The sequence below is a fragment of the Mycobacterium sp. E3247 genome, assembly GCF_001667785.1.
Taxonomy (GTDB): Bacteria; Actinomycetota; Actinomycetes; order Mycobacteriales; family Mycobacteriaceae; genus Mycobacterium.
Genome location: NZ_LZJG01000061.1, coordinates 51,349 through 77,988, shown reverse-complemented (window position 1 = coordinate 77,988; position 26,640 = coordinate 51,349). Strand labels below are relative to the sequence as shown.

29 protein-coding genes are annotated in these 26,640 nt (G+C 71.3%); 15 read left to right on the top strand and 14 right to left on the bottom strand.

Features of this window, described 5'->3' with window-relative positions; translation table 11 throughout:
• The first annotated feature begins 8 nt into the window (after window positions 1–8).
• From hemL to A9X04_RS03460, 7 genes are read left to right on the top strand one after another with little or no spacing between them, the layout of a single operon-like run.
• Window positions 9–1,352, top strand: a complete 1,344-nt coding sequence (hemL, locus tag A9X04_RS03490) for a glutamate-1-semialdehyde 2,1-aminomutase (RefSeq protein ID WP_067917775.1) — start codon at window positions 9–11, stop codon at window positions 1,350–1,352.
• Window positions 1,352–1,960, top strand: coding sequence for a histidine phosphatase family protein (locus A9X04_RS03485; RefSeq protein ID WP_067917774.1), 609 nt, complete (start codon window positions 1,352–1,354; stop codon window positions 1,958–1,960). The genes hemL and A9X04_RS03485 overlap by 1 nt, the downstream gene beginning before the upstream one ends.
• 2 nt (window positions 1,961–1,962) lie before the next feature.
• A complete protein-coding gene (locus A9X04_RS03480; RefSeq protein ID WP_067917772.1) occupies window positions 1,963–2,550 on the top strand; it encodes a TlpA disulfide reductase family protein in 588 nt (195 codons plus the stop codon).
• Window positions 2,547–3,326, top strand: coding sequence for a cytochrome c biogenesis CcdA family protein (locus A9X04_RS03475; RefSeq protein WP_067917770.1), 780 nt, complete (start codon window positions 2,547–2,549; stop codon window positions 3,324–3,326). The genes A9X04_RS03480 and A9X04_RS03475 overlap by 4 nt, the downstream gene beginning before the upstream one ends.
• Window positions 3,327–3,373: 47 nt before the next feature.
• Window positions 3,374–4,963 carry a cytochrome c biogenesis protein ResB gene (locus tag A9X04_RS03470; RefSeq protein ID WP_067917768.1) on the top strand — a complete coding sequence of 530 codons (1,590 nt, stop codon included), beginning with the start codon at window positions 3,374–3,376 and terminating at the stop codon, window positions 4,961–4,963.
• Complete coding sequence (ccsB, locus tag A9X04_RS03465; RefSeq protein ID WP_067917766.1) at window positions 4,960–5,937, top strand: c-type cytochrome biogenesis protein CcsB; 978 nt, start codon at window positions 4,960–4,962, stop codon at window positions 5,935–5,937. The genes A9X04_RS03470 and ccsB overlap by 4 nt, the downstream gene beginning before the upstream one ends.
• Before the next feature lie 43 nt (window positions 5,938–5,980).
• The gene (locus A9X04_RS03460) at window positions 5,981–7,276 is read left to right on the top strand and encodes a MinD/ParA family protein (protein ID WP_067917807.1); all 1,296 of its coding nucleotides are present in this window, start codon (window positions 5,981–5,983) and stop codon (window positions 7,274–7,276) included.
• 8 nt (window positions 7,277–7,284) lie between these two features.
• On the opposite strand, the gene A9X04_RS30240 is transcribed toward A9X04_RS03460, so the two are convergent.
• Window positions 7,285–7,446: a hypothetical protein gene (locus A9X04_RS30240; RefSeq protein ID WP_102418829.1), complete on the bottom strand. Its 162-nt coding sequence runs from the start codon at window positions 7,444–7,446 to the stop codon at window positions 7,285–7,287.
• Window positions 7,447–7,492: 46 nt separating this feature from the next.
• Between A9X04_RS30240 and A9X04_RS03455 the strand changes: the two genes are divergently transcribed.
• The gene (locus tag A9X04_RS03455; protein ID WP_082974780.1) at window positions 7,493–7,864 is read left to right on the top strand and encodes a DUF4229 domain-containing protein; all 372 of its coding nucleotides are present in this window, start codon (window positions 7,493–7,495) and stop codon (window positions 7,862–7,864) included.
• A gap of 7 nt (window positions 7,865–7,871) precedes the next feature.
• Here the strand turns inward: A9X04_RS03455 and A9X04_RS03450 are convergent, their stop codons facing one another.
• A complete protein-coding gene (locus A9X04_RS03450) occupies window positions 7,872–8,879 on the bottom strand; it encodes a beta-ketoacyl-ACP synthase III (RefSeq protein WP_067917762.1) in 1,008 nt (335 codons plus the stop codon).
• A 145-nt stretch (window positions 8,880–9,024) separates the two neighbouring features.
• A complete protein-coding gene (locus A9X04_RS03445) occupies window positions 9,025–9,897 on the bottom strand; it encodes a 1,4-dihydroxy-2-naphthoate polyprenyltransferase (RefSeq protein WP_067917805.1) in 873 nt (290 codons plus the stop codon).
• Window positions 9,898–9,971: 74 nt separating this feature from the next.
• On the opposite strand from A9X04_RS03445, the gene A9X04_RS03440 reads away from it, so the two are divergent.
• The gene (locus tag A9X04_RS03440; RefSeq protein ID WP_067917760.1) at window positions 9,972–10,748 is read left to right on the top strand and encodes an S-methyl-5'-thioadenosine phosphorylase; all 777 of its coding nucleotides are present in this window, start codon (window positions 9,972–9,974) and stop codon (window positions 10,746–10,748) included.
• Entirely contained in the window at window positions 10,745–11,773 is a 1,029-nt protein-coding gene (locus A9X04_RS03435) for an NAD(P)-dependent oxidoreductase (RefSeq protein ID WP_067917758.1), read from the top strand. The genes A9X04_RS03440 and A9X04_RS03435 overlap by 4 nt, the downstream gene beginning before the upstream one ends.
• Before the next feature lie 5 nt (window positions 11,774–11,778).
• On the opposite strand, the gene A9X04_RS03430 is transcribed toward A9X04_RS03435, so the two are convergent.
• Window positions 11,779–13,449, bottom strand: a complete 1,671-nt coding sequence (locus tag A9X04_RS03430) for a hypothetical protein (protein ID WP_067917756.1) — start codon at window positions 13,447–13,449, stop codon at window positions 11,779–11,781.
• Between the two features lie 278 nt (window positions 13,450–13,727).
• On the opposite strand from A9X04_RS03430, the gene A9X04_RS03425 reads away from it, so the two are divergent.
• From A9X04_RS03425 to A9X04_RS03415, 3 genes are read left to right on the top strand one after another with little or no spacing between them, the layout of a single operon-like run.
• On the top strand, window positions 13,728–15,443 hold the full coding sequence (locus tag A9X04_RS03425) for a hypothetical protein (protein ID WP_067917754.1): 1,716 nt from the start codon (window positions 13,728–13,730) through the stop codon (window positions 15,441–15,443).
• A 6-nt stretch (window positions 15,444–15,449) separates the two neighbouring features.
• Window positions 15,450–16,103, top strand: coding sequence for a glycosyltransferase family 2 protein (locus tag A9X04_RS03420; RefSeq protein ID WP_067917752.1), 654 nt, complete (start codon window positions 15,450–15,452; stop codon window positions 16,101–16,103).
• Window positions 16,100–16,762 (top strand): DUF2064 domain-containing protein, encoded by a 663-nt coding sequence (locus tag A9X04_RS03415; RefSeq protein WP_067917750.1) that lies wholly within the window; start codon window positions 16,100–16,102, stop codon window positions 16,760–16,762. Before A9X04_RS03420 ends, A9X04_RS03415 begins: the two co-directional genes overlap by 4 nt.
• A gap of 6 nt (window positions 16,763–16,768) precedes the next feature.
• Here the strand turns inward: A9X04_RS03415 and A9X04_RS03410 are convergent, their stop codons facing one another.
• From A9X04_RS03410 to A9X04_RS03380, 7 genes are all read right to left on the bottom strand, one after another.
• On the bottom strand, window positions 16,769–18,121 hold the full coding sequence (locus tag A9X04_RS03410; RefSeq protein WP_067917748.1) for a hypothetical protein: 1,353 nt from the start codon (window positions 18,119–18,121) through the stop codon (window positions 16,769–16,771).
• Between the two features lie 11 nt (window positions 18,122–18,132).
• Window positions 18,133–19,215, bottom strand: coding sequence for an o-succinylbenzoate--CoA ligase (gene menE / locus A9X04_RS03405; RefSeq protein ID WP_067917746.1), 1,083 nt, complete (start codon window positions 19,213–19,215; stop codon window positions 18,133–18,135).
• 68 nt (window positions 19,216–19,283) lie between these two features.
• Window positions 19,284–19,586 (bottom strand): DUF3349 domain-containing protein, encoded by a 303-nt coding sequence (locus A9X04_RS03400; protein WP_067917744.1) that lies wholly within the window; start codon window positions 19,584–19,586, stop codon window positions 19,284–19,286.
• Between the two features lie 50 nt (window positions 19,587–19,636).
• Window positions 19,637–19,936, bottom strand: coding sequence for a hypothetical protein (locus tag A9X04_RS03395; RefSeq protein WP_067917741.1), 300 nt, complete (start codon window positions 19,934–19,936; stop codon window positions 19,637–19,639).
• Window positions 19,936–21,177: an inorganic phosphate transporter gene (locus tag A9X04_RS03390; RefSeq protein ID WP_067917739.1), complete on the bottom strand. Its 1,242-nt coding sequence runs from the start codon at window positions 21,175–21,177 to the stop codon at window positions 19,936–19,938. The genes A9X04_RS03395 and A9X04_RS03390 overlap by 1 nt, the downstream gene beginning before the upstream one ends.
• A 93-nt stretch (window positions 21,178–21,270) precedes the next feature.
• Window positions 21,271–21,681, bottom strand: coding sequence for a VOC family protein (locus A9X04_RS03385; protein WP_067917738.1), 411 nt, complete (start codon window positions 21,679–21,681; stop codon window positions 21,271–21,273).
• A 30-nt stretch (window positions 21,682–21,711) separates the two neighbouring features.
• Window positions 21,712–22,608 carry an SDR family oxidoreductase gene (locus A9X04_RS03380; RefSeq protein ID WP_067917736.1) on the bottom strand — a complete coding sequence of 299 codons (897 nt, stop codon included), beginning with the start codon at window positions 22,606–22,608 and terminating at the stop codon, window positions 21,712–21,714.
• A gap of 131 nt (window positions 22,609–22,739) precedes the next feature.
• On the opposite strand from A9X04_RS03380, the gene A9X04_RS03375 reads away from it, so the two are divergent.
• Window positions 22,740–23,645 carry an AEC family transporter gene (locus tag A9X04_RS03375; protein ID WP_067917735.1) on the top strand — a complete coding sequence of 302 codons (906 nt, stop codon included), beginning with the start codon at window positions 22,740–22,742 and terminating at the stop codon, window positions 23,643–23,645.
• Window positions 23,646–23,648: 3 nt separating this feature from the next.
• On the opposite strand, the gene A9X04_RS03370 is transcribed toward A9X04_RS03375, so the two are convergent.
• From A9X04_RS03370 to A9X04_RS03360, 3 genes are read right to left on the bottom strand one after another with little or no spacing between them, the layout of a single operon-like run.
• Window positions 23,649–24,551 carry a 1,4-dihydroxy-2-naphthoyl-CoA synthase gene (locus A9X04_RS03370; RefSeq protein WP_067917733.1) on the bottom strand — a complete coding sequence of 301 codons (903 nt, stop codon included), beginning with the start codon at window positions 24,549–24,551 and terminating at the stop codon, window positions 23,649–23,651.
• 13 nt (window positions 24,552–24,564) lie between these two features.
• The gene (locus tag A9X04_RS03365) at window positions 24,565–25,020 is read right to left on the bottom strand and encodes a nitroreductase family deazaflavin-dependent oxidoreductase (RefSeq protein WP_067917732.1); all 456 of its coding nucleotides are present in this window, start codon (window positions 25,018–25,020) and stop codon (window positions 24,565–24,567) included.
• An 11-nt stretch (window positions 25,021–25,031) separates the two neighbouring features.
• Window positions 25,032–25,955, bottom strand: coding sequence for an aldo/keto reductase (locus A9X04_RS03360; protein WP_067917730.1), 924 nt, complete (start codon window positions 25,953–25,955; stop codon window positions 25,032–25,034).
• 82 nt (window positions 25,956–26,037) lie between these two features.
• Between A9X04_RS03360 and A9X04_RS03355 the strand changes: the two genes are divergently transcribed.
• Window positions 26,038–26,586 (top strand): TetR/AcrR family transcriptional regulator, encoded by a 549-nt coding sequence (locus A9X04_RS03355; protein WP_067917729.1) that lies wholly within the window; start codon window positions 26,038–26,040, stop codon window positions 26,584–26,586.
• Window positions 26,587–26,640 lie beyond the last annotated feature (54 nt).

Here is a 26,640-nt window from a genome sequence, read left to right as displayed (position 1 = left end):
TGGTAGTCATGGGTAGCAGTGACCAGGCGACCGCGCACGCCGCGACGACGGCGGCGTCGGCCCAGCTGTTTCAGCAGGCCTGCGCCGTCATCCCCGGCGGGGTCAACTCGCCGGTGCGGGCGTTCACCGCGGTGGGCGGGACCCCGCGCTTCATCACCGAGGCGCAGGGCTGCCGGCTCACCGACGCCGACGGCAACCGCTACGTCGACCTGGTCTGCTCCTGGGGGCCGATGATCCTCGGCCACGCGCACCCCGCGGTCGTCGAGGCGGTCATCCAGGCGGCGACCCACGGCCTCTCGTTCGGCGCGCCCACGCCGGGCGAGAGCCAGCTGGCCGCCGAGATCATCGCGCGGGTGCCGCCGGTCGAACGGATACGCCTGGTCAACTCCGGCACCGAGGCCACCATGAGCGCGATCCGGCTGGCGCGCGGGTTCACCGGCAGGCCCAAGCTCGTCAAGTTCTCCGGCTGCTACCACGGCCACGTCGACGCGCTGCTCGCCGACGCGGGTTCGGGGGTGGCGACGCTCGGCCTGCCGTCCTCGCCCGGGGTCACCGGCGCGGCGGCGGCCGACACGATCGTGTTGCCCTACAACGACATCGACGCGGTGCGGCAGACATTCGCCGAGTTCGGCGATCAGATCGCCGCGGTGATCACCGAGGCGAGCCCCGGCAACATGGGCGTCGTCCCGCCCGCGGCCGACTACAACGCCGGGTTGCGCGCGATCACGGCCGAGTACGGCGCGCTGCTGATCGTCGACGAGGTGATGACCGGGTTCCGGGTGAGCCGAAGTGGTTGGTATGGAATCGAACCCGTCGCGGCAGACCTGTTCACCTTCGGCAAGGTGATGAGCGGCGGGCTGCCCGCCGCCGCGTTCGGTGGGCGCGCCGAGGTGATGGAGCGGCTGGCGCCGCTGGGGCCGGTGTATCAGGCCGGCACGTTGTCCGGCAACCCGGTGGCGGTGGCCGCCGGCCTGGCGACACTGCGCGCCGCCGACTCCGGGGTCTACGCCGCTCTGGACGCCAACGCCGACCGGCTGGCCGCCATACTGACCGAGGCGTTGACGAACGCCGGTGTGCCACATCAGCTTTCGCGGGCCGGCAACATGCTGAGCGTGTTCTTCTCCGAGGAGCCGGTGACGGACTTCGCGTCCGCGCGGGCCAGCCAGACCTGGCGCTACCCGCCGTTCTTCCACGCCCTGCTGGACGCGGGCGTCTACCCGCCGTGCAGCGCCTTCGAGGCCTGGTTCGTCTCCGCCGCGCTGGACGACGCGGCGTTCGACCAACTCGCCGACGCCCTGCCCAACGCAGCCCGCGCGGCGGCCGAAGCGGCCGCCGGAGAGGACAAACCCTGATGGCCGAGCAGACCCGGGTCCACGTCGTGCGTCACGGCGAGGTGCACAACCCCAGCGGCGTCCTCTACGGCCGGCTGCCCGGATTCCACCTGTCCGACCGGGGCCGTGAACAGGCGGCCGCGGTCGCCGACGCGCTGGCCGGCCGGGACATCGTCGCGGTGGTCGCCTCCCCGCTGCAGCGGGCCCAGGAGACCGCCGCGCCCATCGCCGCCAAGCACGGCGTCGCCGTGGACACCGACCCCGACCTGATCGAATCGGCCAACTTCTTCGAGGGCCGCCGCGTCGGCCCGGGTGACGGCGCCTGGCGCGACCCGCGGTTCTGGTGGCAGCTGCGCAACCCGTTCACCCCGTCGTGGGGCGAGCCGTACGCCGAGATCGCCGCGCGGATGAGCACGGCGGTGGACAAGGCCCGCGCCCGCGGAGCCGGCAGTGAGGTGGTGTGCGTCAGCCATCAACTGCCGGTGTGGACGCTGCGGCTGCACCTGACCGGCAGGCGGCTGTGGCACGACCCGCGTCGCCGGGAGTGTGGGCTGTGCTCGATCACCACGCTGGTGTACCAGGGCGACCGGCTCGTCGACGTCGAGTACGCCGAACCGGCGGCGCCTTGATCATGCGGCGGCTGACGATGGCCGGGGTCGTGCTGACGACCCTGGTCACCGGCTGTTCTTCCGGTCGCGACGCCGTGGCCCAGGGCGGCACCTTCGAATTCGTCTCGCCCGGGGGGAAGACGGACATCTACTACAACCCGCCGTCGGGCCGCGGCCACCCCGGTCCGCTGTCCGGGCCGGACCTGGCCGACCCGGCGCACGCGCTGTCGCTGGACGATCCGATCTTCGCCGGCCGGGTCGTCGTCATCAACATCTGGGGGCAGTGGTGCGGCCCGTGCCGGGCCGAGGTCAGCCAACTGCAACAGGTGTACGACGCCACCCGCGACGCCGGGGTGTCCTTTCTGGGCATCGACGTGCGCGACAGCAACCGGCAGGCGGCGCTGGACTTCGTCAACGACCGCCACGTCACCTTCCCCTCCATCTACGACCCGGCGATGCGCACCCTGATCGCGTTCGGCGGCAAGTACCCGACCACCGTCATCCCGTCGACGCTCGTGCTGGACCGCCAGCACCGGGTCGCGGCCGTGTTCCTGCGCGAACTGCTGGCCGCCGACCTGCAGCCCGTGGTCCAGAAGGTGGCCCGCGAGTGACCGGATTCACCCAGATCGCCGCCGCCGGGCCGCTCCTGGTGGCCCTGGGTGTGTGCGTGCTGGCCGGTCTGGTGTCGTTCGCCTCGCCCTGTGTGGTGCCGCTGGTGCCGGGCTACCTGTCCTACCTGGCGGCCGTGGTCGGCGTGGACGAGCAGCCGCTACCCGGCCAGGTCAAGGCGCCGCCGTCGGCGCGGTGGCGGGTCGCGGGCTCGGCGGCGCTGTTCGTCGCGGGCTTCACCACGGTGTTCGTCCTGGGCACGGTCGCCGTTCTCGGCATGACGACCACACTCATCACCAACCAGCTGCTGCTGCAGCGGGCCGGCGGCGTGCTGACGATCGTCATGGGCCTGGCCTTCGTCGGCCTCATCCCGGCCCTGCAGCGCCAGGCCAGGTTCAGCCCGCGCCAGCTCACCACCGTCGCCGGCGCGCCGCTGCTGGGCGCGGTGTTCGCGTTGGGCTGGACCCCGTGCCTGGGGCCCACGCTGGCCGGCGTGATCACCGTGGCCTCGGCCACCGACGGCGCGAGCGTGGCCCGCGGAATCGTGCTGGTGATCGCCTACTGCCTGGGCCTGGGCATCCCGTTCGTGCTGCTGGCCCTCGGTTCGGCGGGCGCCGTGGGGGCCCTGGGCTGGCTGCGCCGCCACACCCGGGCCATCCAAATCTTCGGCGGCGCGCTGCTCATCACGGTCGGTGCCCTGCTGGTGACCGGGGTGTGGAACGACTTCATCTCCTGGCTGCGCGACGCCTTCGTGTCCGATGTGAGGCTGCCGATTTGAGGCGCGCACTCGCCTGGGGGCGCAACACCTGGCGCGCGTTGACCTCGATGGGCACCGCGCTGGTGCTGCTGTTCCTGCTCGCGCTGGGCGCGATCCCCGGTGCGCTGCTGCCGCAGCGCAGCCTCAACGCCGGGAAGGTCGACGACTACCTGAAAGCCCACCCCCTGATCGGGCCGTGGCTGGACCGGCTGCAGGCGTTCAACGTGTTCTCCAGCTTCTGGTTCACCGCCGTCTACGTGCTGTTGTTCGTCTCGCTGGTCGGCTGCCTGACCCCGCGGATGATCGAGCACGCCCGGAGTCTGCGGGCCATCCCGGTGGCCGCGCCGCGCAACCTGGCCCGGTTGCCCAAGCACGCCAGCGCCCAGATCCACGCCGACGCCGACGAGCTCAACGCCCTGGCCAACACGATCACCGGCCGGCTCCGCGGCTGGCGCACGGCGATCCGGCACGAGGGCGAAGTCGTCGAGGTGTCCGCCGAGAAGGGTTACCTGCGCGAGTTCGGCAACATCGTGTTCCACTTCTCGCTGCTGGGCCTGCTGGTCGCGGTGGCCGTCGGCAAGCTGTTCGGCTACGAGGGCAACGTCATCGTCATCGCCGACTCCGGGCCGGGTTTCTGCTCGGCCTCGCCGGCCGCGTTCGACTCGTTCCGGGCCGGCAACACCGTCGACGGCACGTCGCTGAACCCGATCTGCATCCGCGTCAACGACTTTCAGGCCCACTACCTGCCGTCGGGGCAGGCCACGTCGTTCGCCGCCGACATCGACTACCAGGCGGGCCGGGACCTGGCGGCCAACAGCTGGCGGCACTACCTGCTGGAGGTCAACCACCCGCTGCGCGTCGGCGGTGACCGGGTGTACCTGCAGGGCCACGGCTACGCGCCCACGTTCACCGTGACCTTCCCGGGCGGGCAGACCCGCACGTCGACCGTGCAATGGCGGCCCGACAACCCGCAGACGTTGCTCTCGTCGGGGGTGGTGCGCATCGACCCGCCCGCCGGCAGCTACCCGGGCGCCGCCGAGCGCCGCCAGCACGAGATCGCCATCCAGGGCCTGCTGGCGCCCACCGAGCAGCTCGACGGGACGCTGTTGTCGTCGCGCTTCCCGGCGCTCAACGCCCCCGCTGTGGCCGTGGACATCTACCGGGGCGACACCGGGCTGGACACCGGGCGGCCGCAATCGCTGTTCACGCTGGATCCCCGGCTGATCCAGCAGGGCCGGCTGACCAGGGAGAAGCGGGTCAACCTGCGCGCGGGGCAGGAGGTGCGCATCGACCAGGGGCCGGCGGCGGGCACCGTCGTCCGCTTCGACGGCGCGGTGCCGTTCGTCAACCTGCAGGTCTCCCACGATCCCGGGCAGAGCTGGGTGCTGGTCTTCGCCATCACGATGATGGCCGGGCTGGTGGTATCGCTGCTGGTGCGCCGCCGCCGGGTGTGGGTCAGGCTCACTGAGGTGGGTGGCGAGGCGGCCGGTACGGTGAACGTCGAATTGGGCGGGCTCGCGCGCACCGACAACTCCGGGTGGGGCGACGAGTTCGAGCGGTTGACGGAGCGGGTGCTGGACGGTCTGGGCGAGCCCGGCGCGGCGCAGTTACTCAACCCCCCCGCCTCCGGAAGGAGTTCTCAGGTGGACGTCAAATGAACACGGTGCACGTCAATATCGGCTTGGCGCGGTACTCCGACTGGGCGTTCACGTCGGCCGTCGTGGCGCTGGTCATCGCGTTGCTGCTGTTGGCCTACGAGCTTGCCTATGCGGGCGGCCGCCGCGTCGACCAGCGCGAGCGGGTGCTGGCGGGCGCGGTGTCCTCCGACGGCTTCACCCCCGGCATCGTGGACGACGCCCCGCGGCGGCCGCTGGACGAGCGTGTCGGGCGGGCCGGGCTGGCCGTCGTCTACCTCGGTATCGGGCTGCTGTTCGCCTGCATCGTGCTGCGCGGCCTGGCCACCCTGCGGGCGCCGTGGGGCAACATGTACGAGTTCATCAACCTGACCTGCATGTGCGGGCTGCTCGCCGGGGCGTTCGTGCTGCGCCGCCCGCAGTATCGCCCGCTGTGGGTCTTCCTGCTGGTGCCGGTGCTGATCTTGCTGACGGTCTCCGGACGCTGGCTCTACACCAACGCCGCCCCGGTGATGCCCGCGCTGCAGTCCTATTGGCTGCCCATCCACGTGTCGGTGGTCAGCCTGGGTTCCGGGGTGTTCATGGTCGCCGGCATCGCCAGCATCCTGTTCCTGCTGCGGACCTCACGCCTGGGCGACGACGACTCCGACGGCGCCGTGGCCCGGATGCTGCGGCGGTTCCCCGACGCGCAGACGCTGGACCGCGTCGCCTACCGGACCACGATCTTCGCCTTCCCGGTGTTCGGCTTCGGGGTCATCTTCGGCGCGATCTGGGCCGAGGAGGCCTGGGGCCGGTACTGGGGCTGGGATCCCAAGGAGACCGTGTCCTTCGTCGCATGGGTGATCTACGCCGCCTACCTGCACGCCAGGTCGACGGCGGGATGGCGGGACAGGAAGGCGGCCTGGATCAACGTCGCCGGGTTCGTGGCGATGGTCTTCAATCTGTTCTTCGTTAACCTGGTCACCGTGGGCCTGCATTCGTATGCGGGCGTGGGGTGACCGCCAGCGACCGACCCGGGTAACACAACAAGGGGGAGTGCACGTGTCAGACCAGCCATCGGCGGGCGTGGGGGCGCCCGATCAACCGACCACGCAACTGGCTCCGCAGGGGCCGTCGGACCCGCCGTCACCAGCCGCGGACGAGGCGCCGGCCGACGCCGGCGACGCGCCGACCCGCGCCTTCGCCGGGTTCCGCACCCAGGGGCGGGCCTCCGGCCCCGAGCGGCGTGAGGCGGCGCCGCCGACCATGCCCAGGCCCGCCGGGATGCCGCCGTGGGATTCCACCCCGGTGACCGGTATCCCACGGGTCGACCCGACGGCGTACGGCGCCTACTACACGGGCCCGGCCGAAGCGGCGCCCATGCCGGTCCCGCCGCGGCCCGAGCCGCTGCCGCACACGCCGTACCCGGAGCTGTCCACCGGTATGTTGCTGCGGCCGGTCAAGCCGCCACCGTCGGCGGGCTGGCGCCGGATGCTCTACGACCTGTCCGGCCACCTGATCAACCTGGGGGAGAGCCCCCGGGCAGCCCGCTACAACAACCTGGTGGCGCAGGTGAACCGGCCGTTGCGCGGTTGCTACCGGATCGCGCTGGTGTCGCTGAAGGGCGGTGTCGGCAAGACGACCATCGCCGCGACCATGGGCGCGACCTTCGCCTCCATCCGTGGTGACCGGGTGATCGCGGTCGACGCCAACCCCGACCGGGGCACCCTGAGTCAGAAGATCCCGCTGGAGACGGCGGCGACGGTGCGTCAGCTGCTGCACGACGCCGGGAGCATCGAGCGCTACAGCGACGTCCGCCGCTATACCTCCAAGGGCCCCAGCGGGCTGGAAGTGCTGGCCTCGGAAACCGACCCGGCCATCTCGGAGGCGTTCGGCGCCGACGACTACACGCGGGTCTTGGACGTCTTGGAGCGGTTCTACGGTTTGGTGCTCACCGACTGCGGGCCCGGGCTGCTGCATTCGGTGATGTCCTCGGTGCTGGACAAGGCCGACGTGCTCGTCGTCGTCAGCTCCGGGTCCATCGACGGCGCGCGCAGCGCGTCGGCGACGCTGGACTGGCTGGACGCGCACGGCCACGAGGAGATGGTCCGCAACTCGATCGCGGTCATCAACGGGGTCCGGTCACGGACGGGCAAGGTCGACATGAACAAGGTGGTCGACCACTTCTCCCGCCGCTGCCGCGCGGTCCAGGTGGTGCCGTTCGACCCGCACCTCGAAGAGGGCGCCGAGATCGACTTGGACCGGCTGAAGCGGTCGACCCGCGAGGCGCTCACCGAACTGGCGGCCATCGTCGCCGACGGATTCCCGGGCGACCAGCGCAACCCCGGGGTCGCCTAGAGCGAGCCTTAGCGGGGGTTGTTGTCCCCGTGACCCAACCGCCGCAAGAACTCTGGATCGTCGTCGGGCCCGATGACGCGGGTCTTGGGCCGATTGATTTGCGACCGCGCCGTACGCCAGCCAACGTAGATCAGCGTCCCCAGAATCAGGACGAGCAGCAGGTAGAGCACTCAACACCTCCTTTGACGAATATACCCGCGTCGTAGGCTCTCCCCTGTGCCAGAAGGAGCTAGCGACAACAGCACTGGGGACCGCGCGGACGAAGGCGGCGCGCGGGGCACCCGCCATCGGGCGGTCGTCGACGTTTCGCTCTACGCGGCCGCGCGACTGCTGCTGGCGGTGGCGCTCGCCGCCGCGATCTACGGGGCGGCGTGCCTGATGGGCGTCCGCGAGTTCCCGATCGCGGTCGCCGCGTTGTTCGCCCTGATCATCGCGATGCCCCTGGGCATCTGGCTGTTCGGCCCGCTGCGCCGGCGCGCCACCGCGTCGCTGGCGATCGCCGGTGAGCGCCGGCGCCGGGAGCGCGAACAGCTACGGGCGCGGTTGCACGGCGACGCGCCGCCCGACGAGGGGAGCGATGACGGGTGAATACCGATCAGAAGTTGGGCATCCGCACGACCTGTGCGGCGTAACTGAGGCCCGCACCGTACCCGATCAGCAGCGCCAGGTCGCCCGGCTCAGCCGCCCCGGTGGCCAGGATTTCGGCCATCGCCAGCGGAATGGACGCGGCCGAGGTGTTCCCGGTGTGCTCGATGTCGTTGGCGACGACGGCGTCTGGCCGCAGCTCCAGGCTCTTCGCCAGGACCTCGTTGATGCGGCTGTTGGCCTGGTGCGGCACGAACACGTCGATCTCGTCGGGCCGCACACCCGCCGCGTCCATGGCCTGCCGGCCGACCTTGCCCATCTCGAACGCCGCCCAGCGGAACACCGCGCTGCCTTCCAGCCGCAGGAACGGGCGGGGGCCCGTCGGGCTGTCCATGTAGTCGATCCAGTCGATGTCCTGGCGGATGGCCAGGGCCTGTTCGCCGTCACTGCCCCAGACGGTCGGGCCGATGCCCTGATCGGGCGTCTCGCCGACCACCACGCCCGCCGCGCCGTCGGCGAAGATGAAGCAGTTGGTGCGGTCCTGCATGTCCACCGTGGGCGACAGCTTCTCCGAACCGAGGACCAGTACCTTGCCGGCGGTCCCGCCGCGGATCATGTCCGCGGCGACGCCGAGCGCGTAACCGAAGCCCGCACACCCCGCCGAGACGTCGAACGCGGGCACGCCGGTCGCGCCCAGCGCCGCGGCGACCGCGGGCGCGCAGGCCGGGGTCTGCAGAAAATGCGTGCTCGTCGCGACGATCACGCAGTCGACGTCCGGCGGCGTCAACCCGGCCTTGGCGATGGCCTCTCGCCCGGCCTCGGTGGCCATCGATGCGGCGGATTCCTCTCGGGCGGCGAATCGGCGCGTCTTGATCCCGGTCCTGGAGAAGATCCACTCATCCGAGGAGTCGATGTTCTCGCATATCTCGTCGTTGGTGACCACGCGCGCGGGGCGGTAGGCCCCGACGCTGAGCAACCCGACGTTCGTCGGCCCACTGGTCGCGGCGATCTGCTTCATTGCTGTCCCCGATCGGTCCTCGCTACAACGGCCATCGTCCCGACGCCGGTCCTCCATTGTTATCGGATCCGGTGCCGCTCGTGCACCCGAGTGTGCATCCACGGCGGCGACACGCCGGTATAACCCGCCGCGGGCGCACGCCCGATCAGCGGGCCAGCGCCAGCGCCGCGGCCACCGCGATCGCCCAGACGACCATCGCCAGGCCGGTATCGCGCAGCACCGGAATCAACTCCGGGCCCCCGCGCCCCGACCGCACGGGACGCACCGCGCGCAGCGCCAGCGGCGTGGCCACCAAGCCCACCGCGCACCACGGCGTGGCCGCCGTCAGCGCCAGTGTCAACACCCCGGCAGTCGCCAGCAGCGCCTGATACAACACGCGGGTGCGGGCGTCGCCCAGGCGCACCGCCAGGGTGATCTTCCCCGACCGCTCGTCGGTGGGAATGTCGCGCAGGTTGTTGGCCACCAGCACCGACGACGACAGCGCCCCGGTCGCCACCGCCAGCGCCAGCCCCACCCAGTCCACCCGCAACGCCTGCGTGTACTCCGTGCCGAGCACCGCCACCAGGCCGAAGAACACGAACACCGCGACCTCGCCGAAACCGGCGTAGCCGTACGGTTTCGAGCCGCCGGTGTACAGCCACGCGCCGGCGATACACACCGCGCCCACCGCGATCAGCCACGGAGCGCTGACGAGCGCGAGCGCCACGCCGGCGGCCGCCCCGATCGCCAGGCTGGCGACCGCGGCCGCCAGCACCGACCGCGGGGTGGCCAGCCGCGAACCCACCAGGCGCACCGGGCCGGCCCGGTCGTCGTCGGTGCCCCGAATGCCGTCGGAGTAGTCGTTGGCGTAGTTCACCCCGATGGTCAATGCGAGCGCCACCGCCAGCGCCAGCAGCGCCTTCCACCACACCGCGGATCCCAGCCATGCCGCCGCGCCGGTGCCCGCGACCACCGGGGCCACCGCGTTGGGCAGCGTCCGCGGACGCGCACCCGAGATCCACTGCCCGAAACTGGCCACGCACGCATCCTGCCAGGAGTGGGCCGCGCCCCCGCACCCGCGATCGGACACGGGCCATGCACCACAATGGGCGGATGCTCGGAGTCATCGGCGGCAGCGGCTTCTACACCTTCTTCGAGTCGGACACCCGCGTCGTCGACGTTGACACCCCGTACGGCCCGCCCAGCGCCGCGGTGACGATCGGCGCCGTGGCGGGACACCAGGTCGCCTTCCTGCCCCGGCACGGCCTCACCCACCAGTTCTCGGCGCACACGGTGCCCTACCGGGCCAACATGTGGGCGTTGCGCAAGCTAGGGGTCCGGCGCATCTTCGCCCCGTGCGCCGTCGGCAGCCTCAAACCCGAGAACGGTCCCGGCGCCATCGTGGTGCCCGGCCAGCTGGTGGATCGCACCAGCGGCCGCCCCGACACCTACTTCGACTCCGGCGGTGTTCACGTCGACTTCGCCGACCCGTACTGTCCGACCCTGCGCGCCGCCGTCACCGGCCTGCCCGGGGTGGTCGACGGCGGCACCATGGTGGTGATCCAGGGCCCGCGGTTCTCCACGCGCGCGGAAAGCCAATGGTTCGCGTCGGCCGGGTTCTCGCTGGTCAACATGACCGGTTACCCCGAGGCGGTGCTCGCTCGGGAGCTCGAAATGTGCTATGCGGCAATCGCTTTGGTGACCGACCTGGACGCCGGTGTGGCGGCCGGCGAGGGTGTGACGACCGTCGAGGTGTTCGCCGAATTCGAGAAGAACATCGGTCCGTTCAAAGGGCTGGTGCGCGACGCGATCGGCCGCGTTGCCGGCGAGCGCGACTGCGCACACTGCCTGCCGCACACCGGCGTCACGCTGCCCCTCGAGTTGCCATGAGGGTGTTGCTGACCGGTGCGGCAGGCTTCATCGGCTCGCGGGTGGACGCGGCGCTGCGGGCCGCGGGCCACGACGTGGTCGGTGTCGACGCGTTGCTGCCGGCCGCGCACGGCCCGAATCCGGTGCTGCCGCAGGGCTGTCACCGCGTCGACGTCCGCGACGCCGACGCGTTGGCGCCGCTGCTGGACGGGGTGGACCTGGTGTGTCATCAGGCGGCGATGGTGGGGGCCGGCGTGGACGCCGCGGATGCCCCCGCCTACGGCGGTCACAACGACTACGCCACCACGGTGCTGCTCGCGCAGATGTTCGCCGCCGGGGTGCGCCGCCTGGTGCTGGCGTCGTCGATGGTGGTGTACGGCCAGGGCCGGTACCACTGCGGGCGACACGGGCTCGTCGACCCGCTGCCGCGGCGGCGCGCCGACCTGGACGCCGGGCTCTTCGAACACCGCTGCCCGGCCGGGGGCGAGCAACTCGAGTGGCGCCTGGTCGACGAGGACGCCGCGCTGCGCCCGCGCAGCCTGTACGCGGCCAGCAAGACCGCGCAGGAGCATTACGCGCTGGCGTGGTCGGAGGCGACAGGCGGCTCGGTGGTGGCGCTGCGCTATCACAACGTGTACGGCCCCGGGATGCCACGCGACACCCCCTATTCCGGCGTGGCGGCGATCTTCCGGTCATCGCTCGAAAAGGGCAAGCCGCCAAGGGTTTTCGAGGACGGCGGCCAGATGCGGGACTTCGTCCACGTCGACGACGTGGCCGCCGCCAACCTCGCGGCCACCCGGCACACGGACGGCTTCACCGCGGTGAACGTCTGTTCGGGGCGGCCGGTGTCGATCCTGCAGGTGGCCGGCGCGCTCTGCGATGCGCGGGGCGGTGGGCTCGCACCGGTGATCACCGGCCAGTACCGCAGCGGCGACGTGCGCCACATCGTCGCCGACCCGTCGCGGGCGGAGCGGGTGTTGGGTTTCCGCGCGGCCATCGAGCCGGCCGAGGGGCTGCGCGAATTCGCGTTCGCCCCGCTGCGCTGAGCGTCCTACCCCTGCGGCGGCCGGTAGATCTTGGGCCGCTGCACGGGTATCTGGCGCGTCGCGGAGTCGTCGCCCCGGAAGATCCGCGGGCCGGTGGCGATCCGCGTGGTCGCCGTGGCCGACGGCGCGGCCGCGTGGCCCACCGGGACTCGCGCCCTGGGCGCGGCGGGAGCGCCGGGCGGCGGGACGGCGGGCCCGGGGACGGCACGGCGGCGTCGCAGGCGGCGGCCGCGCAGCTGTCCGGTGACCACGGCGGCCCCCAGGATGCACAGGGCCAGGCCGCACAGCGTCACGTCGAAGGTGCTGGTGATCTGCTGGGCGAGGTTGTTGCCGTAGACCGGGTGCTGCGCAGGCGAATTGGGTGAATCCGCGAACCGCGGCGCCAACACCACCCCCACCACGACGCGGGCGACGCTCAGCGTGGCGACCAGCCCGCACAGCGCCGTGATCAGCCGCGCGGAGCGGGCGGCCTTGCCCAGGTTGACGCGCAGCCAGATCGCCAGGACGGCGGTGGCCAGGTCGAACGCCGCCAGCACCACGCTGTCGTAGCGGGAGAAGGGGTAATTCAGGCTCACGGAGACGAAGAGATCCGTCAGCCGCATCGCCATCGAGCCCAGGGCCCATACGGCGATGAGCAGCAAGCCGTTTCGGGCCGCCACCCGCCAGGCGCCCTCCTCGGCCCCGGTGGTGTTCCGGTGACCGAAGAGCGTCCCGGGTGCGAAGATCGCCGCGGCGGCCGCCCATGCCAGATAGCCCTCGAAGCCGACCCCGGCGGTCGAGGTGTTCTGCGCGATGCCGTGGAACGCGTCGATGTTCCGCCCCGCGGGCAGGATCCACACTCCGATCCCGGCGACCAGCGTCGACGCGCCGAGCGCGACGGTGGCCAGCCGGGAGGCCCGGGTGCCGCGCAGCAACCACCTGGCGGCGACCAGCACGGCGACCAACGCCACCACGCCGTACACCAGCGCCGTCACGATCACCGCGACGTTCTGCGTGCCGAACGCGGCTGCGCCGCCGACGTTCTGCAGCGCGTAGCGCACCCGCCAATACAGGTTGAAGCCAAAACTGAGCACCGCCAACAGCATCGACGCGTAGCCGATGACCCGGGCCGACCTCAGCCAGCCGGTGTACTCGTCGCCCTCGGGGACCGGTCCGGAGCGGGCGCCGGTGGCCGCCGCCTGCGCGCTCAGCAGGGAGCCGGCGATGCCGGCCCACGCGCCCGGCCCGACGCCGCCCGGCACGTTCACCGTGCCGCCGAACTTGACGGTCTCGAACGCGTCGAATCCCACGAACGCCAGCACCAGCAGCGCATAGGGGATGTTGAGCCCCAGGCGAAGGCGGGCCGCCGCCGCGGGGTTGAACCGCGCACCGGACGACCGCCAGGAACCGGCCGCGGCGACGGCGATGACGGACAGCGCGGTCGCCGCGACGAGCACCGCGAAGAGAACCGGGCTGCTGCCGGGAATCCCGACGCCGAAGTCCAGGTTCCACGGCAGCAACAGGGCGACGATCAGGAGCGCGACGGCGGTCAGATCGCTGACGACGTGCCAGCGTCGCGTGGAATTCCCGGGCGGGGTCAAATCGCCTGCGGCCGGCCGGATGATGCGAGTGGTTCGCTGCGCCTGCCCGTGATCGATGGGGCCGGTAGGGGCGTCGTCGCTGCTCTGGCTCACCATGCCCCCCGGGATTCGACGACGGTCGGTTGTGGCGCGGGTTCGGTTGCGCGGCGGGTGATTGCCCTGCCGAGCCGGCCGCACTGCTCGCTTGCGAACATATTCTCCGTTCGGACGCCGTGGCGGATTCCGCGGCGACCGTCCTGTAGTTCGAGAAGCTGGTTACGCTGCGCTATGGGCAAACCTTGTCGCCCGAATAACTGATACTGCCAACGGTATCGCAAGTGTAATGATGCCGGGACATTGCTGGTCGTGGGGTAACCAGCCGAAGGAGAACCGGGATGGACGTCGTGTTGGGGGTCGCGGTCACGGGCCCCGTTGCCCGCTTGGCGCTTGTCGGGCCGGGCGCGCAGGGCGCCGACGTGATCGACCAATCCGTCGTCAACCTGGAGGACAACCCGGTCGGAAAACTCACCGAGACGGTGGTCGGCACCAATCGGCTCCTGGCGGATGAGAATCACCGGCTGGTCGGCACCCGCGTGTGCTGGAGCGACGATCCGCGGGCCGGCCAGCTGCGCCAGGCGCTGCAAGACTCCGGTGTTTCCAACGTCGCAGTGCTCTCCGAGTCGCAGGCCGTGGCCGCCCTGATGCGCGCGGCGGGCCGGCCGGGCGCCGTGCTGGTGATGGACGACGCGACGGCGACGTTGTCGGTGCCAGGCTCCGCCGACGACCAGAACTCCCCCCCGACCGTGCTGGCCAGGGAGCCACTCGCCGGCGGCGACGTCACCGCGACGTTCAACACGATGATGGCCCAACTCAGCGCCCGGCCGGATGCCCCGGGCGAGGTGTACCTGGTGGGGGCTTCGCCCGAGTTGGCCCAGGTTGCCGACCAGTTGCGCGACGCGTCGTCGACCATGCGGGTGCAGGTCGCCGACGAACCCGCGTTCGCGGTCGCCCGCGGCGCCGCGATGGCGGCCGCGGCCGGTGCCGATGCGACGGCGATGGCGCCGGCCGTCGGGCTCACCGGCGACGAGACCGCGATGGCGCCCGGGCTCACCGGGGACGAGACGGCGATGGCGCCCGGGCTCACCGGGGACGAGACGGCGATGGCGCCCGGGCTCACCGGGGACGAGACGACGGTCGTGCCGCCGCCGGCCGAGGAGGAGCCGCAGCTGGCCTATTCGATGGCGGATGACGCCGAGCCGTTCGCCGGCGACGAGTACGGCCCCGAATTCGACGACTACGACCACGTCGACCAGACCGAGGCGATCCCCTCGCGCCTGAGCCGACGCTCCCTGGTGGTCGGCAACGCCGTGATCGCCTTCGCCGTCGTCGGGTTCGCGTCCCTGGCCGCCGCGATCGCCATCGCCGTCCGTCCCACCGCGAGTCAACAGCCCGTCGTCGGGCACCAGAACGCCGCTCCGGGCAAGTTCATGCCGCTATTGCCGACGCAGCAGCAGGCGCCGGTGCCGCCGCCCCCGGTCGACCAGCCCAACGCCGGGTTCCAGGGAGGCACCCTCCCGGCCCCCACCGCCGTTCCGCAACAGGTGGCGCCGCCCGCCGGGGGAGGGGCGCCGGCGGCGCCCGCCGCGCCGGTGGAGCCCGGCGCCCCGGGGGGCGTGCCCAACCCGAATCCCGTTGTGCCCGTTCCAGTTCCGGTCATCGTTCCGTTCCCGGGCTGGCAACCCGGCTACCCGCAGCCGCCGTACAACCCGCCGTCCACGACGACGATCACCCCGCCCACGACCAGTTACGAGCCCCCGACGACGTCGATCAGCCCGCCGACGACTTCGATCAGCCCGCCGACGACTTCGATCAGCCCGCCTACGACGTCGATCAGCCCGCCGACGACCTCGTACTCGCCCCCGACAACCTCCTATTCGCCGCCGACCACGTCGTACTCCCCGCCGACGACGTCGTACTCCCCGCCGCCGACCTCGCACGAGCAGCCCCCCACCACCTACTCGCCGCCGCCGCACACGCAAGAGACCGCGCCGCCCACGCATTCGCAGGAGACGCTCGTCCCGCAGCAGCCGCGCAGCCATCGCGGGTTCTGAGGCGTCATGCCCGACGCCGTCACGGTGGTGCTGCCCTGTCTGAACGAAGAGGAGTCGCTGCCCGGCGTGCTGGCCGGCATACCCGCCGGATACCGGGCGCTGGTGGTCGACAACAACAGCACCGACGACACCGCCGGGGTCGCGCGGCGGCACGGCGCCGAGGTCGTCGTGGAGCCGCGGGCCGGGTACGGCTCGGCGGTGCACGCGGGCGTGGTGGCCGCGACCACCCCGATCGTGGCGGTGATCGACGCCGACGGCTCCATGGATGGCGGCGACCTGCCGCGGCTCGTCGCCGCGCTCGAGCAGGGCGCGGATCTGGTGGTCGGGCGGCGCCGGCCGGTGGCCGGACTGCATTGGCCCTGGGTCGCCCGGGTCGGCACCGTGGTGATGAGCTGGCGGCTGCGCACCCGCCACGGACTGCCTGTGCACGACATCGCGCCGATGCGGGTGGCCCGGCGGGAGGCGCTGCTGAACCTCGGCGTCGTCGACCGGCGTTCGGGCTATCCGCTCGAGCTCCTGGTGCGCGCCGCCGCGGCCGGCTGGCGCGTGGTCGAACTCGACGTCGGCTACGGCCCCCGGACGGGCGGTAAGTCGAAGGTCAGCGGTTCGCTGCGGGGGAGCATCACCGCGATCCTCGACTTCTGGAAGGTGATCTCGTGAGCGTCCTGCCGGTGACGCTGCTGGTGGTCGCCAAGGCGCCGGAGCCGGGCCGCGCCAAGACCAGGCTTGCGGCCAGCGTCGGGGACGCCGTCGCCGCCGAGATCGCCGCGGCCGCGCTGCTGGACACGCTGGACGCGGTGGCCGCCGCGCCGGTGGCCAACCGGGTGGTCGCCATGACCGGTGACCTGGACTCCGCGGCCGGCGCGGTCGAGATCCGGCGACGGCTGCGGTCCTTCACCGTGATTCCGCAGCGCGGCGAGGACTTCGCGGACCGGCTCGCCAACGCCCACGCCGACGCCGCGGACGGGTTTCCGGTGCTGCAGATCGGGATGGACACCCCGCAGGTGACCGCCGAGCTGCTGGCCGATTGCGCGCGCCGGCTGCTGGAGGCGCCGGCCGTGCTGGGATTGGCCCACGACGGCGGTTGGTGGGTGCTCGGCGTGGCGGCGCCAGCCATGGCCGAATGCCTGCGCACCGTCCCGATGTCCCAGCCCGACACCGGGGAGCTCACCCTGAAAGCGTTGCGCGACAATGATATCCACGTCACGCCCGTGCCGCGGTTGGCCGACATCGACGTGCTCGACGACGTTGCCGCGGTGCGCGAGGCGTGCGGGCAGGCCAGTCGTTTCGCCAGGTTCACCCGCGCGGCCGGCCTGTAGCCGCGCCTACCAGTTCGTGACGATGAGGGTGTTGAGCGCAACGGCGCCGGCGGCGTTGAGCGCCAGCCACAGCCGGTGTGACCGGACGGGCAGCAGCGCGGGCGCCGCGGTGAGCCAGATGGTGAAGGGCAGCCAGATCCGCTCGACCTCGGCCTTGCTGAGCATGCTCAGATCCGCGCAGGCGATGGCGGCCAGCACGGCCAGCAGCAGCAGGTGGAACCCGGAGCGGCGCCGGATGGCCGCCCAGTCGAACACCCGGGTGACCCCGGCGACGCTGCCCAACCCGATCGCACACACGACGGACGCCAGGTTGGCCCAGCTCCAGTATTGAAACGGCCGGTCCTTGGCGATGCCCTGCCAATAGCGTTGCTGCACAAGGGTGTAGCCGTCGAACCAGTAGAACCCCGAGACCGCGAAGGCCACGGCCACCGCCACGGCGGCCAGCGTCGCCGGGCCGAGCGCCCGAAGCGCGGCTCGCCAGTCGGCGGCCGACGCCAGCACCGCCACGGCCGGCAGCCCCATCAGCATCAGCCCGTAGTTGCAGAACACGCCCCAGCCCAGCAGCAGGCCCGCGCCGGCGGCCGCCCACACGGGGAACCGGACCGGCCGGTGCACCGCCAGGGCCAGCAGCGCGATGCCCCATGCGGCGATGCCGGCGAAGTACCCGTCGGCCGACACCGCCACCCAGATCGCCGTGGGCGCGACGGCGACGAACGGTGCGGCGCGGCGCGCGGTCTGCTCGTCGGCCAGCGCGCGGACGGCGATCAGCACCGCGGCCGCCGCACTGGACCCGACCAGCAGGCACAGCAGCCCGGCCCAGGCGCCCCCGTGCAGGCCGATCCGGTCGAGCCAGACGAACGTCAGCAGCGCGCCGGGCGGATGCCCGGAGACGTGCGTGGTCCACGAGTTCGGCTGGTAGTCGACGATCCGGCTGGCGAACGTGCGCACCGCGGCCGGGATGTCGGTGATGCCGGGCACCTGCGACAGGTACTCGTCCCTGGTGGTCAGCCGGCCGGCGAAGCCGCGCTGCCAGCCGTCGATCATCGCCAGCGCGAATGCCCATCCGCAGGCGGTGGCCCACGTGCCCAGCGTCAACACCCGCCACGAGAGGCGTTGCGCCAGAATCGGTCCCCAGACCACCGCGGCCACCGCGATGGCGATGGCCGGCCCAGTGCCCCAGCTGGCGTGGACCTCCCAGGCACCGAAAATCGGCGGGGCCCCGGTGTGCGTGCCGAATCGCTCCTGCCCCACATCGGTGCGCGGCCGGACGCCCCAGTGCAGCCGCGGCAACACGAACGCCGCCACCACCAGCACCGCCCCGACCCCGACGGCCGCTGCCTCCCGACGTGCCACCCTCACGGTCGACCAGCCTATTGACCGGCCGAACCGGCGAAGCGGCGCACCAACGCCATGCGGTCGACCTTGCCGATGCCGCGTCGCGGCAGCGCGTCGACGATGTGCAGCTCGCGCGGAGCGGCGGTGGCGTCCAGGGTGCGTGCAACATGAGCGCGCAGCGCGTCCAGGGTCGGCGCCGGGCGGCCCGCGGCCACCACGACCGCGGCCACCACCCGCTGGCCCAGCCGGTCGTCGGCGAGGCCGAAAACCGCGCAGTCCCCGATGGCGGGATGGCTGCCCAGCGCGGCCTCGACCAGTTGCGGCAGCACGGTCAACCCACCCGTGCTGATCGCGTCGTCGGCGCGGCCCAGCACGGTCAGCACGCCAGCCCCGTCGAGGGCGCCGAGGTCATCGGTGCGGAACCAGCCCCGCTCGGCGAACGGGTCGGGGTGCACGGGGTTGCGGTAGCCCTTCGCCAGGGTCGCGCCGCCGAGGGCGATGCGCCCGCCGTCGGTCACCCGGACCCGGACGCCGTCCAGCGGCACGCCGTCGTACACGCAGCCGCCGGCGGTCTCGCTCATGCCGTAGGTGCGGACCACGGCGACGCCGGCCGCCGCCGCGGCATCGAGCACGCCCTGCGGGGCCGGTCCGCCGCCGAGCAGGACGGCGTCCAGTTCGGCGAGGGCGGCGGCGGCCGCCGGATTGGTCAGCGCCTTGGCCAGCTGCGTGGCTACCAGCGACGTGTATCGCCGCCCGGATGCCAATTGCCTTGTCGCGGCGGGCAATTGGGCGACGTCGAAGCCCGCTGAGACGTCCAGCTCCACGGGCGTCGAGCCGGCGAGGGCGCTGCGCACCAGCACCTGCAGCCCGGCGATGTGATGCGGCGGCAAGGCCAGCAGCCAACTGCCCGGCCCGCCGAGGCGGTTATGGGTGGCCGTCGCGCTGGCCGTCAGCGCGGCCGCGGTGAGCAGGGCCCCCTTGGGCGCACCCGTGGTCCCCGACGTCGTCACCACCAGGGCCACGTCGTCGTCGATCTCTTCGCCGACCCGCAGGGCCGCCCGCAGCGCGTCCGAGGCGGGGTCGAGGGCGACCAGTGCGGGGTCGCGGGCGTCGAGCACCCGTTCCAGGGCGGGTAACAGCGTCGATACGGCCGAGCCCGGCGGGACGGTGAGGGCGCGCAGTACGGCTATGCGGGGTCCTCGGCCTGCTCCGCGTCGTCGAACGGCCAGCCGACGGCCGCCAACCGGACCCGGACGCGCTCGACGTCGTCGGGTGTCGGCAGCTCGTCGGTGATCTGGGTGATCAGCACCCCGATGTCCACGTCGTCGAACTCGCCGCGCCGGACCAGCTCGCAGGCCACCTCTTTGACCTCGTCATGGGACAGCCGGCGGGTCAGCAGCGCGAGCACCGGGAAGGTGTCCGTCGGCGGGATCCCTTCCGGGTATCCCGCTCGCAGCCACGAGACGATCGAGTTGAGAAATCCGTTCACGCTGTTCCCCCCGGTGTACGGCGCGGTAACGCGGTGGGCATCAATCGATGCTACTTGGGTTTTGCTCCGAGGAACGCCGTGCCGGTGTGGTGGGCGATGAAGTCGCGGGAGATGTACAGCAGGGCGAAGACGATCACCAGCAGCACGACCGCATAGATCAGCCAGGCGATCGCGAGCAGCGCCGGGTTCTTCTGTGGCGCGCTGCCATCGGTGGTGACCTGCCCGGCGCCGACCGCGTGGAATCGCAGCCCCAGGGCGAACAGCCCCGGCAACGCGGCTCCGGCCAGCATGGAGAAGATCAGGATCTTGAGGGATGCCTGGTAGTTGAACCAGTCGCTGAAGTGACTCATCAGGCGTTCGCCTTCATCGTGGGGTCGTCGGAGTCGTACCGGCCGGCGGCGCCGCTGCCGTTCGTCGGATGCACGTCGGATGGCGGCTGATGCTCGGCGGCATCCTGCAGCCCGGCGGTCAGGTCGCCCTGCCATTCGGCGTTGACGTTGTTGTGGTCGACCTTGACCTTGCGCGACCGGATGTAGATGGCGGCCGACGTCGCGACCAACAATCCGAAGCCGACGATGGCGCCGGGGTAACCGCCGATCAGGTGGACGATCCAATAGGTGACCGCGCCGACCAAACCGGCCAGCGGCAGCGTCACGAGCCAGGCGACGCCCATCCGGCCGGCCACGCCCCAGCGCACCTCGCCGCCGGGCTTGCCCAGCCCGCTGCCCAGCACCGAACCCGTGCAGACCTGCGTCGTCGACAGCGCGTAGCCGAAGTGGGTGGACAGCAGGATGACCGCGGCCGAGGACGACTCGGCGGCCATGCCTTGCGGCGACTGGATCTCCACCAGCCCCTTGCCCAGGGTGCGGATGATGCGCCAGCCGCCCAGGTAGGTGCCCGCCGCCATGGACAGCGCGCACGCAACGATGACCCAAAGGGGCGGCATGGCGGCGTTCCGGCTGATCGAGCCGTAAGACATCAGCGCCAGAAAGATGATGCCCATCGTCTTCTGCGCGTCGCCGGTCCCGTGCGCCAGCGAAACCAGCGACGCCGAGCCCCACTGGCCGTACCGGAACCCGGCCTCGGTGCGTCCAGTCTCAAGGCCACGGGTGATCCGGTACACGAGCCAGGTCGCGATCGCCCCGACGGCGATGGCCAGGATCGCAGCCACCACTGCCGGGATGAGTACGTGGGACACCAGGCCCTTCCAGAGCACCCCGTGTCCACCGACGGCGGCGATCGTGGCGCCGACGATGCCGCCGATCAGTGCGTGCGACGAGCTGGACGGGATACCGAGGAGCCAGGTCAGCAGGTTCCACACGATGCCGCCGACCAGGCCGGCGAACACCAGCTCCAGCGTCACGATGTGCCCGTCGATGAGGCCCTTGGCGATCGTGGCGGCGACGGCGGTCGACATGAACGCGCCCACCAGGTTCAGCACCGCGGATAGCGCGACCGCCACCTTGGGCTTGAGCGCGCCGCTGGCGATAGAGGTCGCCATCGCGTTGCCGGTGTCGTGGAAGCCGTTGGTGAAATCGAAAGCGAGTGCCGTGATTACGACAATGCTGAGGAGGAACAATTGGATGTTCACAGCGCCTGATTCTCGTAGTTGGGAGATTCGATTGTCGAACGGTGGACCAGTCGAATTGCGGGTGTACCTCGACTTGTCGTCAGATGTTAGCCCTTAGTTAACCGGCCGTTCCGCCTGATCACCGCGGGTGTCGCGGCGCAGCGGGTGGTCCGGCGGGATCTGGATGAAGATCAGCGTGATGCCGTCGGGATCCGTCACGTGCATTTCGTAGAGACCCCAGGGTTCTTGGCGCGCTTCGCGGGCGATCGCCACGCCCCGGCCGCGAAGCTCGGCCTGGGTCGCCTCGATGTCGCGGACCTGAAGCCACAGCGCGCCCGGGAAAGGGCCGCGGGAGTGGTCCGGTGAGCCGTAGCCGGCGAGCTCCAGCAACGACTGGCCGGCGAAAAACACTGTGCCCCCGGGGTATTCACGGGCTATCGCGAGGCCGATCTGGTCCCGGTAAAACGACAGCGATTGCTGATAGTCCGCCGGCCGGAACAGCATCCGGCTGGCCAGGATCTCCATGACGTCGTGTCTATCACGTCGCGGTGGGATCTAGTCGCTCTCTGCGCGGTTCGGCTGGAGCCTTTGCCGCTGCATGAGCGTGTTGACCAGCCGGGGGCCGAAGGTGTCGATGGCCTTGGCGGCGATCGCCATCCGCGGCGCGATCCGCACCGGTCGGGTGCGCGCGGCGGTCAGCATCCATTCGGCGGCCTCTTCGGACGTCAGCGCCGGCATGCCCTCGTAGGCCTTGGTCGGCGCGATCATCGGGGTGGCCACCAGCGGGTAGTACAGCGTCGTCGAGTGCACACCCTTGCCGCCCCACTCGGTCTCGACGACGCGGCTCACCATCGACAACGCGGCCTTCGACGCGTTGTAGACGGCGAACAGCGGCGACGCCTCGGACAGCACCCCCCAGGTGGAGACGTTGATGATGTGGCCGTCTTTGCGCTCGAGCATGCCGGGCGCCAGCCCGCGGATCAGCCGCAGCGGCGCGTAGTAGTTGAGCACCATGGTCCGCTCCACGTCGTGCCAGCGCTCCAGCGATTCGGCCAGCGGTCTGCGGATCGACCGGCCGGCGTTGTTGATCAGGATGTCCACCCCGCCGAGCCGCTTTTCGACGTCGGCGACCAGTGCGTCGACCGCGTCCATGTCGGAGACGTCGCACGGCATGGACAGCGCGGTGCCGCCCGCCGCGGTGATCCGGTCCGCGAGCGCGTCGAGCAGTTCCTGCCTTCGGGCGACAACGACCACCGTTGCCCCCGCGCGGGCCAGCAGTTCGGCGCCGGCCTCACCGATGCCCGACGACGCCCCGGTGAGCAGGACGCGCTTGCCCTCGAGCTCGACCGGCTTCATGGCGGGCCGGTTGACCAGCACCTGCGGCGCCATCGGCGGTCGCATGCTGGCCAGGACGAGCTGATCGGTGAAGCGGCGCAGCGGGCTTTTACTCACGGGTGGGCAGTCTAGGGGCGTGGCGCGCGGCTTACCCCGCCGTGCTTGGCGATCGCCCCTTCAATACGATCCCCGACCGTCGGTTACTTCTTGTCGGCACGCGGCCCGGGCTGCCGGAGGAAGCGGGCTGCATGCGGGAGATCGCACTGGTCCTGGTCTGTCTGATCCTCGGTTTCCTGTTGCGGCTCTCGGGACGGCTACCGGACAACGCCGGCAGCGTGCTGGGCGGCTGGGTGATCAACATCGCGCTGCCGGCCGCGGCCTTCCACAGTGTTCACAACCTGCGCGTCAGCGACGACTGGTGGTTCGCCGCCGCAACGCCGTGGCTCGACGTCGCCCTTGCCGTCGTGGTCATCGTTCCCCTGAGCCGTGCATTTGGATGGTCGCGGCGACGCACCGGCGCTCTGCTGCTCGCCGGGGGCTGGTGCAACACCTCGTTCGTGGGGCTCCCGCTGATCGCCGCGTACGCCGGTGAACAGTGGATGGCTCTGGGCATGGTGATCGACTTGTGCGGGTCCTATCTGGCGGTCTCCACCCTGGGTATCGCGGTCGCGTCGATCGCGGGCGCCAGCAGGCTCGACTGGCGTGACGTGGTGAAGAGGATCGTGACCTTCCCGCCTTTCCTGGCCATCCTCGCCGCTTTCGCCACCAATCATGTCGATCGCCCGACGTGGGTGACCCAGGTGATCGACGCGCTGGCGCTCACGCTGACGCCGCTGGCGATGGCGGCGGTGGGCTATGCCCTGCGGCTGGACCACATCGCCGGGCGTCTCGCACCACTGAGCGTCGGCCTGGGTTATCGGCTGCTGGTGGCTCCGCTGGCTTTGGTGGCCATGTATTGCGCCCTCGGGCAAGCGCACGATCCCGTCGCCAAGGTGGCGATGCTGGAGATGGGGATGCCCCCGATGCTCGGCGCCAGCATCATCGCCATGGAGCACGATCTCGAGCCCGAGCTCGTCGCCTTGTTGATCGGTGTCGGGGTGCCGCTGTCCATCCTGACGACCTGGTGTTGGTGGCCGGTGATCTTGGGGCTGTGAACGCTAGAAGTAGCGCGGGAACCGGCTCCAGTCCGGCGGCCGCTTCTCCAGGAAGGCGTCGCGGCCCTCGACGGCCTCGTCGGTCATGTACGCCAGCCGGGTGGCCTCGCCGGCGAACAGCTGCTGGCCGACCAGCCCGTCGTCGAGGAGGTTGAAGGCGAACTTCAGCATCCGTTGCGCCTGCGGGGATTTGGCGTTGATTTCGGCGGCCCACGCGATCGCCTCCTTCTCCAGATCGGCGTGGTCGACGACCGCGTTGACGGCGCCCATGTGGTGCATCTGCTCGGCGGTGTACGCGCGGCCGAGGAAGAAGATCTCGCGGGCGAACTTCTGGCCCACCTGGCGCGCCAGGTATGCGCTGCCGTAGCCGCCGTCGAAGCTGCCCACGTCGGCGTCGGTCTGCTTGAACCGGGCGTGCTCGCGGCTGGCCAGGGTGAGGTCGCAGACCACGTGCAGGCTGTGCCCGCCGCCGGCCGCCCAGCCGTTGACCAGGCAAATGACCACCTTGGGCATGAACCGGATCAGCCGCTGCACCTCGAGGATGTGCAGCCGCCCGGCGCGGGCGGGGTCGACGGTGTCCGCGGTGTCGCCGCTTGCATATTGATAACCGCTGCGTCCGCGGATGCGCTGATCGCCGCCGGAGCAGAACGCCCAGCCGCCGTCTTTGGGGGAGGGGCCGTTGCCGGTCAGCAACACCACGCCCACATCCGGGGCCATCCGGGCGTGGTCGAGCACCCGGTACAGCTCGTCGACGGTGTGCGGCCGAAACGCGTTGCGCACCTCGGGCCGGTCGAACGCCACCCGTACGGTCGCGTCTTCGACGTGGCGGTGGTAGGTGATGTCGGTCAGGTCGTCGAACCCGGCGACGGGCCGCCAGGACTGCGCGTCAAAGGGATTGTCGGTCAAGGTGGTTGAACTCCTATGCCGGGTCCAGGCGGAAGACGGCGCAGCGGCCGGCCAGGGCCTCGAACTCCTCGGGCCGGCCTTCGGTGACGAGTCCGGCCCGCTTCATGAAGCCGACGCCCGTGGGCACCTCGGCCGGGAAGGCGCGCAGGATCGGCCGGGCGTCGTCGGCGGCCAGCTCGGCCATCCGCACCTTCTGGACGTGCCGCCCCCGCGCGATCGTCGCTTCGCCGGCGGCCCGCGCGTTGGCCACCCAGTCGGCGCCCGGGAACCCGGCGACGACGTACTGCTGCCCGTCAACCGTCATCGGGGTCACCGGTGTCGAGCGCGGTGCGCCCGACTTGCGGCCGGTCACGGTCAGCACCACGGGGCTTTCGCCGCCGAAACTCAGTCCCAGCCGCGACATCTGGATGAACACCTTGTTGGCCGGCTTCAGCCACCACGGCGGCTTGATCGGTTTGCCGCTTCCCATAGGCAGCGACGTTACCTCTGGAACGGCTCGACCCCGTGGGGCTGGGGCTCCGTTGTGCCGACGGCGTCCAGCCTTTCCATGGCGTCGGCGCCGAGGGTGACGTCTCCGGCGCCGAGATTCTCGTGCAGGTGCGCGACGGATCGCGTGCCGGGAATCAGCAGCGTGTTCGGCGTGTGGGACAGCAGCCAGGACAGGCCGACCTGGGCGCCCGTGACGCCGAGCTCGCCGGCGATCTCGGCCACCACGGGATGGTCGGCGACCTTCGGGAAGCCGGGGAACGACGATCCCAGCGGGAAGTAGGGCACCCACGCGATGCCCTCGGCCGCGCACAGCTGCAGCGTGTCTTCCTGCGAACGGTCCAGCACGCTGTAGGCGTTCTGCACGCAGGCGATGCCGGCCGGCAACGCCCGGCGCACCACGTCGAGCGGCACGGCGCTGATGCCGATGCCGCCGATCTTGCCCTCGTCGCGCAGCGCGATGATCTCGGCGAGCTGGTCGTCGAGGTCGACGGCCTGGTCGCCCTCGGCGGCCACGCCGGGCCCGAGGTCCATGCGCCGCAGGTTGACCACCGGGATGCGGTCCAGGCCGAGCTGGCGCAGGTCGTCCTCGACCGCGGCGCGCAGCTCCGCCGGCTTCTGGGCGGCGGCCAGGGGTATCGGCTCTTCGCCGGTGTATCGCGCGCCGACCTTGCTGACGATGACGAGGTCGTCGGGGTAGGGGGCCAGCGCGGCGCGGATCCGGCGGTTCACCTCGCCGGGGCCGTAGAACGACGCGGTGTCGATGTGGTTGACGCCGAGTTCGACCGCGCGGCGCAGCACCACGGCCGCGTCGTCGGCGGACGTCGCCTCGAACAGCTGCATCGCGCCGTAGCCCATGCGTGCGACGGTCGACGTGCCGATGGTGCCGAGACCGCCGGGTTGTGGTTTGTCCGTCATGGTGCTCCCTCGTGCCAGACTGGAGAAGATGCGGAGGATCCTCCGCTTATTCGAGCGTAGCAGAAACGGAGGAGCCTCCGCTTTGGCAGAGATCCGATCGGACGCACGCCGGAACCGTGAGCGGCTGCTCGAGGTGGCGACGGCGGCGTTCTCGCAAGGCCGGCCGGTGTCGCTGGAGTCGATCGCGCGCGAGGCCGGCGTCGGGATCGGCACGCTCTACCGCCATTTCCCGAACCGGGAGGCGCTGGTCGAGGCCATCTACCGCGCCGAGCTCGCGGAGGTGGCCGCGGCGGCCGAACGGCTCCTCGGGCGGCATCCACCCAAGACCGCGCTGCGCAATTGGATGGATCGTTACGCCGCCTTCGTGGCCGCCAAGCGCGGCATGGCCGAGTCGTTGCACGCAATCTTCGACTCGGGTGCCATGCAGCCCAGCCAGACTCGGGACAGCATCGTCGGCGCCGTCGACCTGCTGTTGCGGGCCGGCGCCGACGACGGCAGCCTGCGCTCCGACGTGCGGGCCGACGACGTGGTGTCCAGCCTCATCGGCATCTTCCTGGCCAGCGGCTCGCCGGAGCAGACGGGCCGCATGCTCGACCTGCTGGTCGCTGGGGTGAGTGCGCCCCGAACGTGAAGCCAGTTTCACGCTTGGGCGCGAGCGTGAAGTTAATTTCACGCTCGGCGAGAG

Excerpts from the sequence above, each read along its gene's own strand:
- A9X04_RS03440 (WP_067917760.1), top strand. The coding sequence starts at position 9,972 with ATGCTCGGAGTCATCGGCGGCAGCGGCTTCTACACCTTCTTCGAGTCG.
- A9X04_RS03435 (WP_067917758.1), top strand. The coding sequence starts at position 10,745 with ATGAGGGTGTTGCTGACCGGTGCGGCAGGCTTCATCGGCTCGCGGGTG.
- hemL (WP_067917775.1), top strand. The coding sequence starts at position 9 with ATGGGTAGCAGTGACCAGGCGACCGCGCACGCCGCGACGACGGCGGCG.
- A9X04_RS03480 (WP_067917772.1), top strand. The coding sequence starts at position 1,963 with ATGCGGCGGCTGACGATGGCCGGGGTCGTGCTGACGACCCTGGTCACC.
- A9X04_RS03470 (WP_067917768.1), top strand. The coding sequence starts at position 3,374 with ATGGGCACCGCGCTGGTGCTGCTGTTCCTGCTCGCGCTGGGCGCGATC.
- A9X04_RS03420 (WP_067917752.1), top strand. The coding sequence starts at position 15,450 with ATGCCCGACGCCGTCACGGTGGTGCTGCCCTGTCTGAACGAAGAGGAG.
- A9X04_RS03450 (WP_067917762.1), bottom strand. The coding sequence starts at position 8,879 with ATGAAGCAGATCGCCGCGACCAGTGGGCCGACGAACGTCGGGTTGCTC.
- A9X04_RS03365 (WP_067917732.1), bottom strand. The coding sequence starts at position 25,020 with ATGGGAAGCGGCAAACCGATCAAGCCGCCGTGGTGGCTGAAGCCGGCC.
- A9X04_RS03395 (WP_067917741.1), bottom strand. The coding sequence starts at position 19,936 with ATGAGTCACTTCAGCGACTGGTTCAACTACCAGGCATCCCTCAAGATC.
- A9X04_RS03375 (WP_067917735.1), top strand. The coding sequence starts at position 22,740 with ATGCGGGAGATCGCACTGGTCCTGGTCTGTCTGATCCTCGGTTTCCTG.
- A9X04_RS03485 (WP_067917774.1), top strand. The coding sequence starts at position 1,352 with ATGGCCGAGCAGACCCGGGTCCACGTCGTGCGTCACGGCGAGGTGCAC.
- A9X04_RS03430 (WP_067917756.1), bottom strand. The coding sequence starts at position 13,449 with ATGGTGAGCCAGAGCAGCGACGACGCCCCTACCGGCCCCATCGATCAC.
- A9X04_RS03360 (WP_067917730.1), bottom strand. The coding sequence starts at position 25,955 with ATGACGGACAAACCACAACCCGGCGGTCTCGGCACCATCGGCACGTCG.
- ccsB (WP_067917766.1), top strand. The coding sequence starts at position 4,960 with ATGAACACGGTGCACGTCAATATCGGCTTGGCGCGGTACTCCGACTGG.
- A9X04_RS03425 (WP_067917754.1), top strand. The coding sequence starts at position 13,728 with ATGGACGTCGTGTTGGGGGTCGCGGTCACGGGCCCCGTTGCCCGCTTG.
- A9X04_RS03385 (WP_067917738.1), bottom strand. The coding sequence starts at position 21,681 with ATGGAGATCCTGGCCAGCCGGATGCTGTTCCGGCCGGCGGACTATCAG.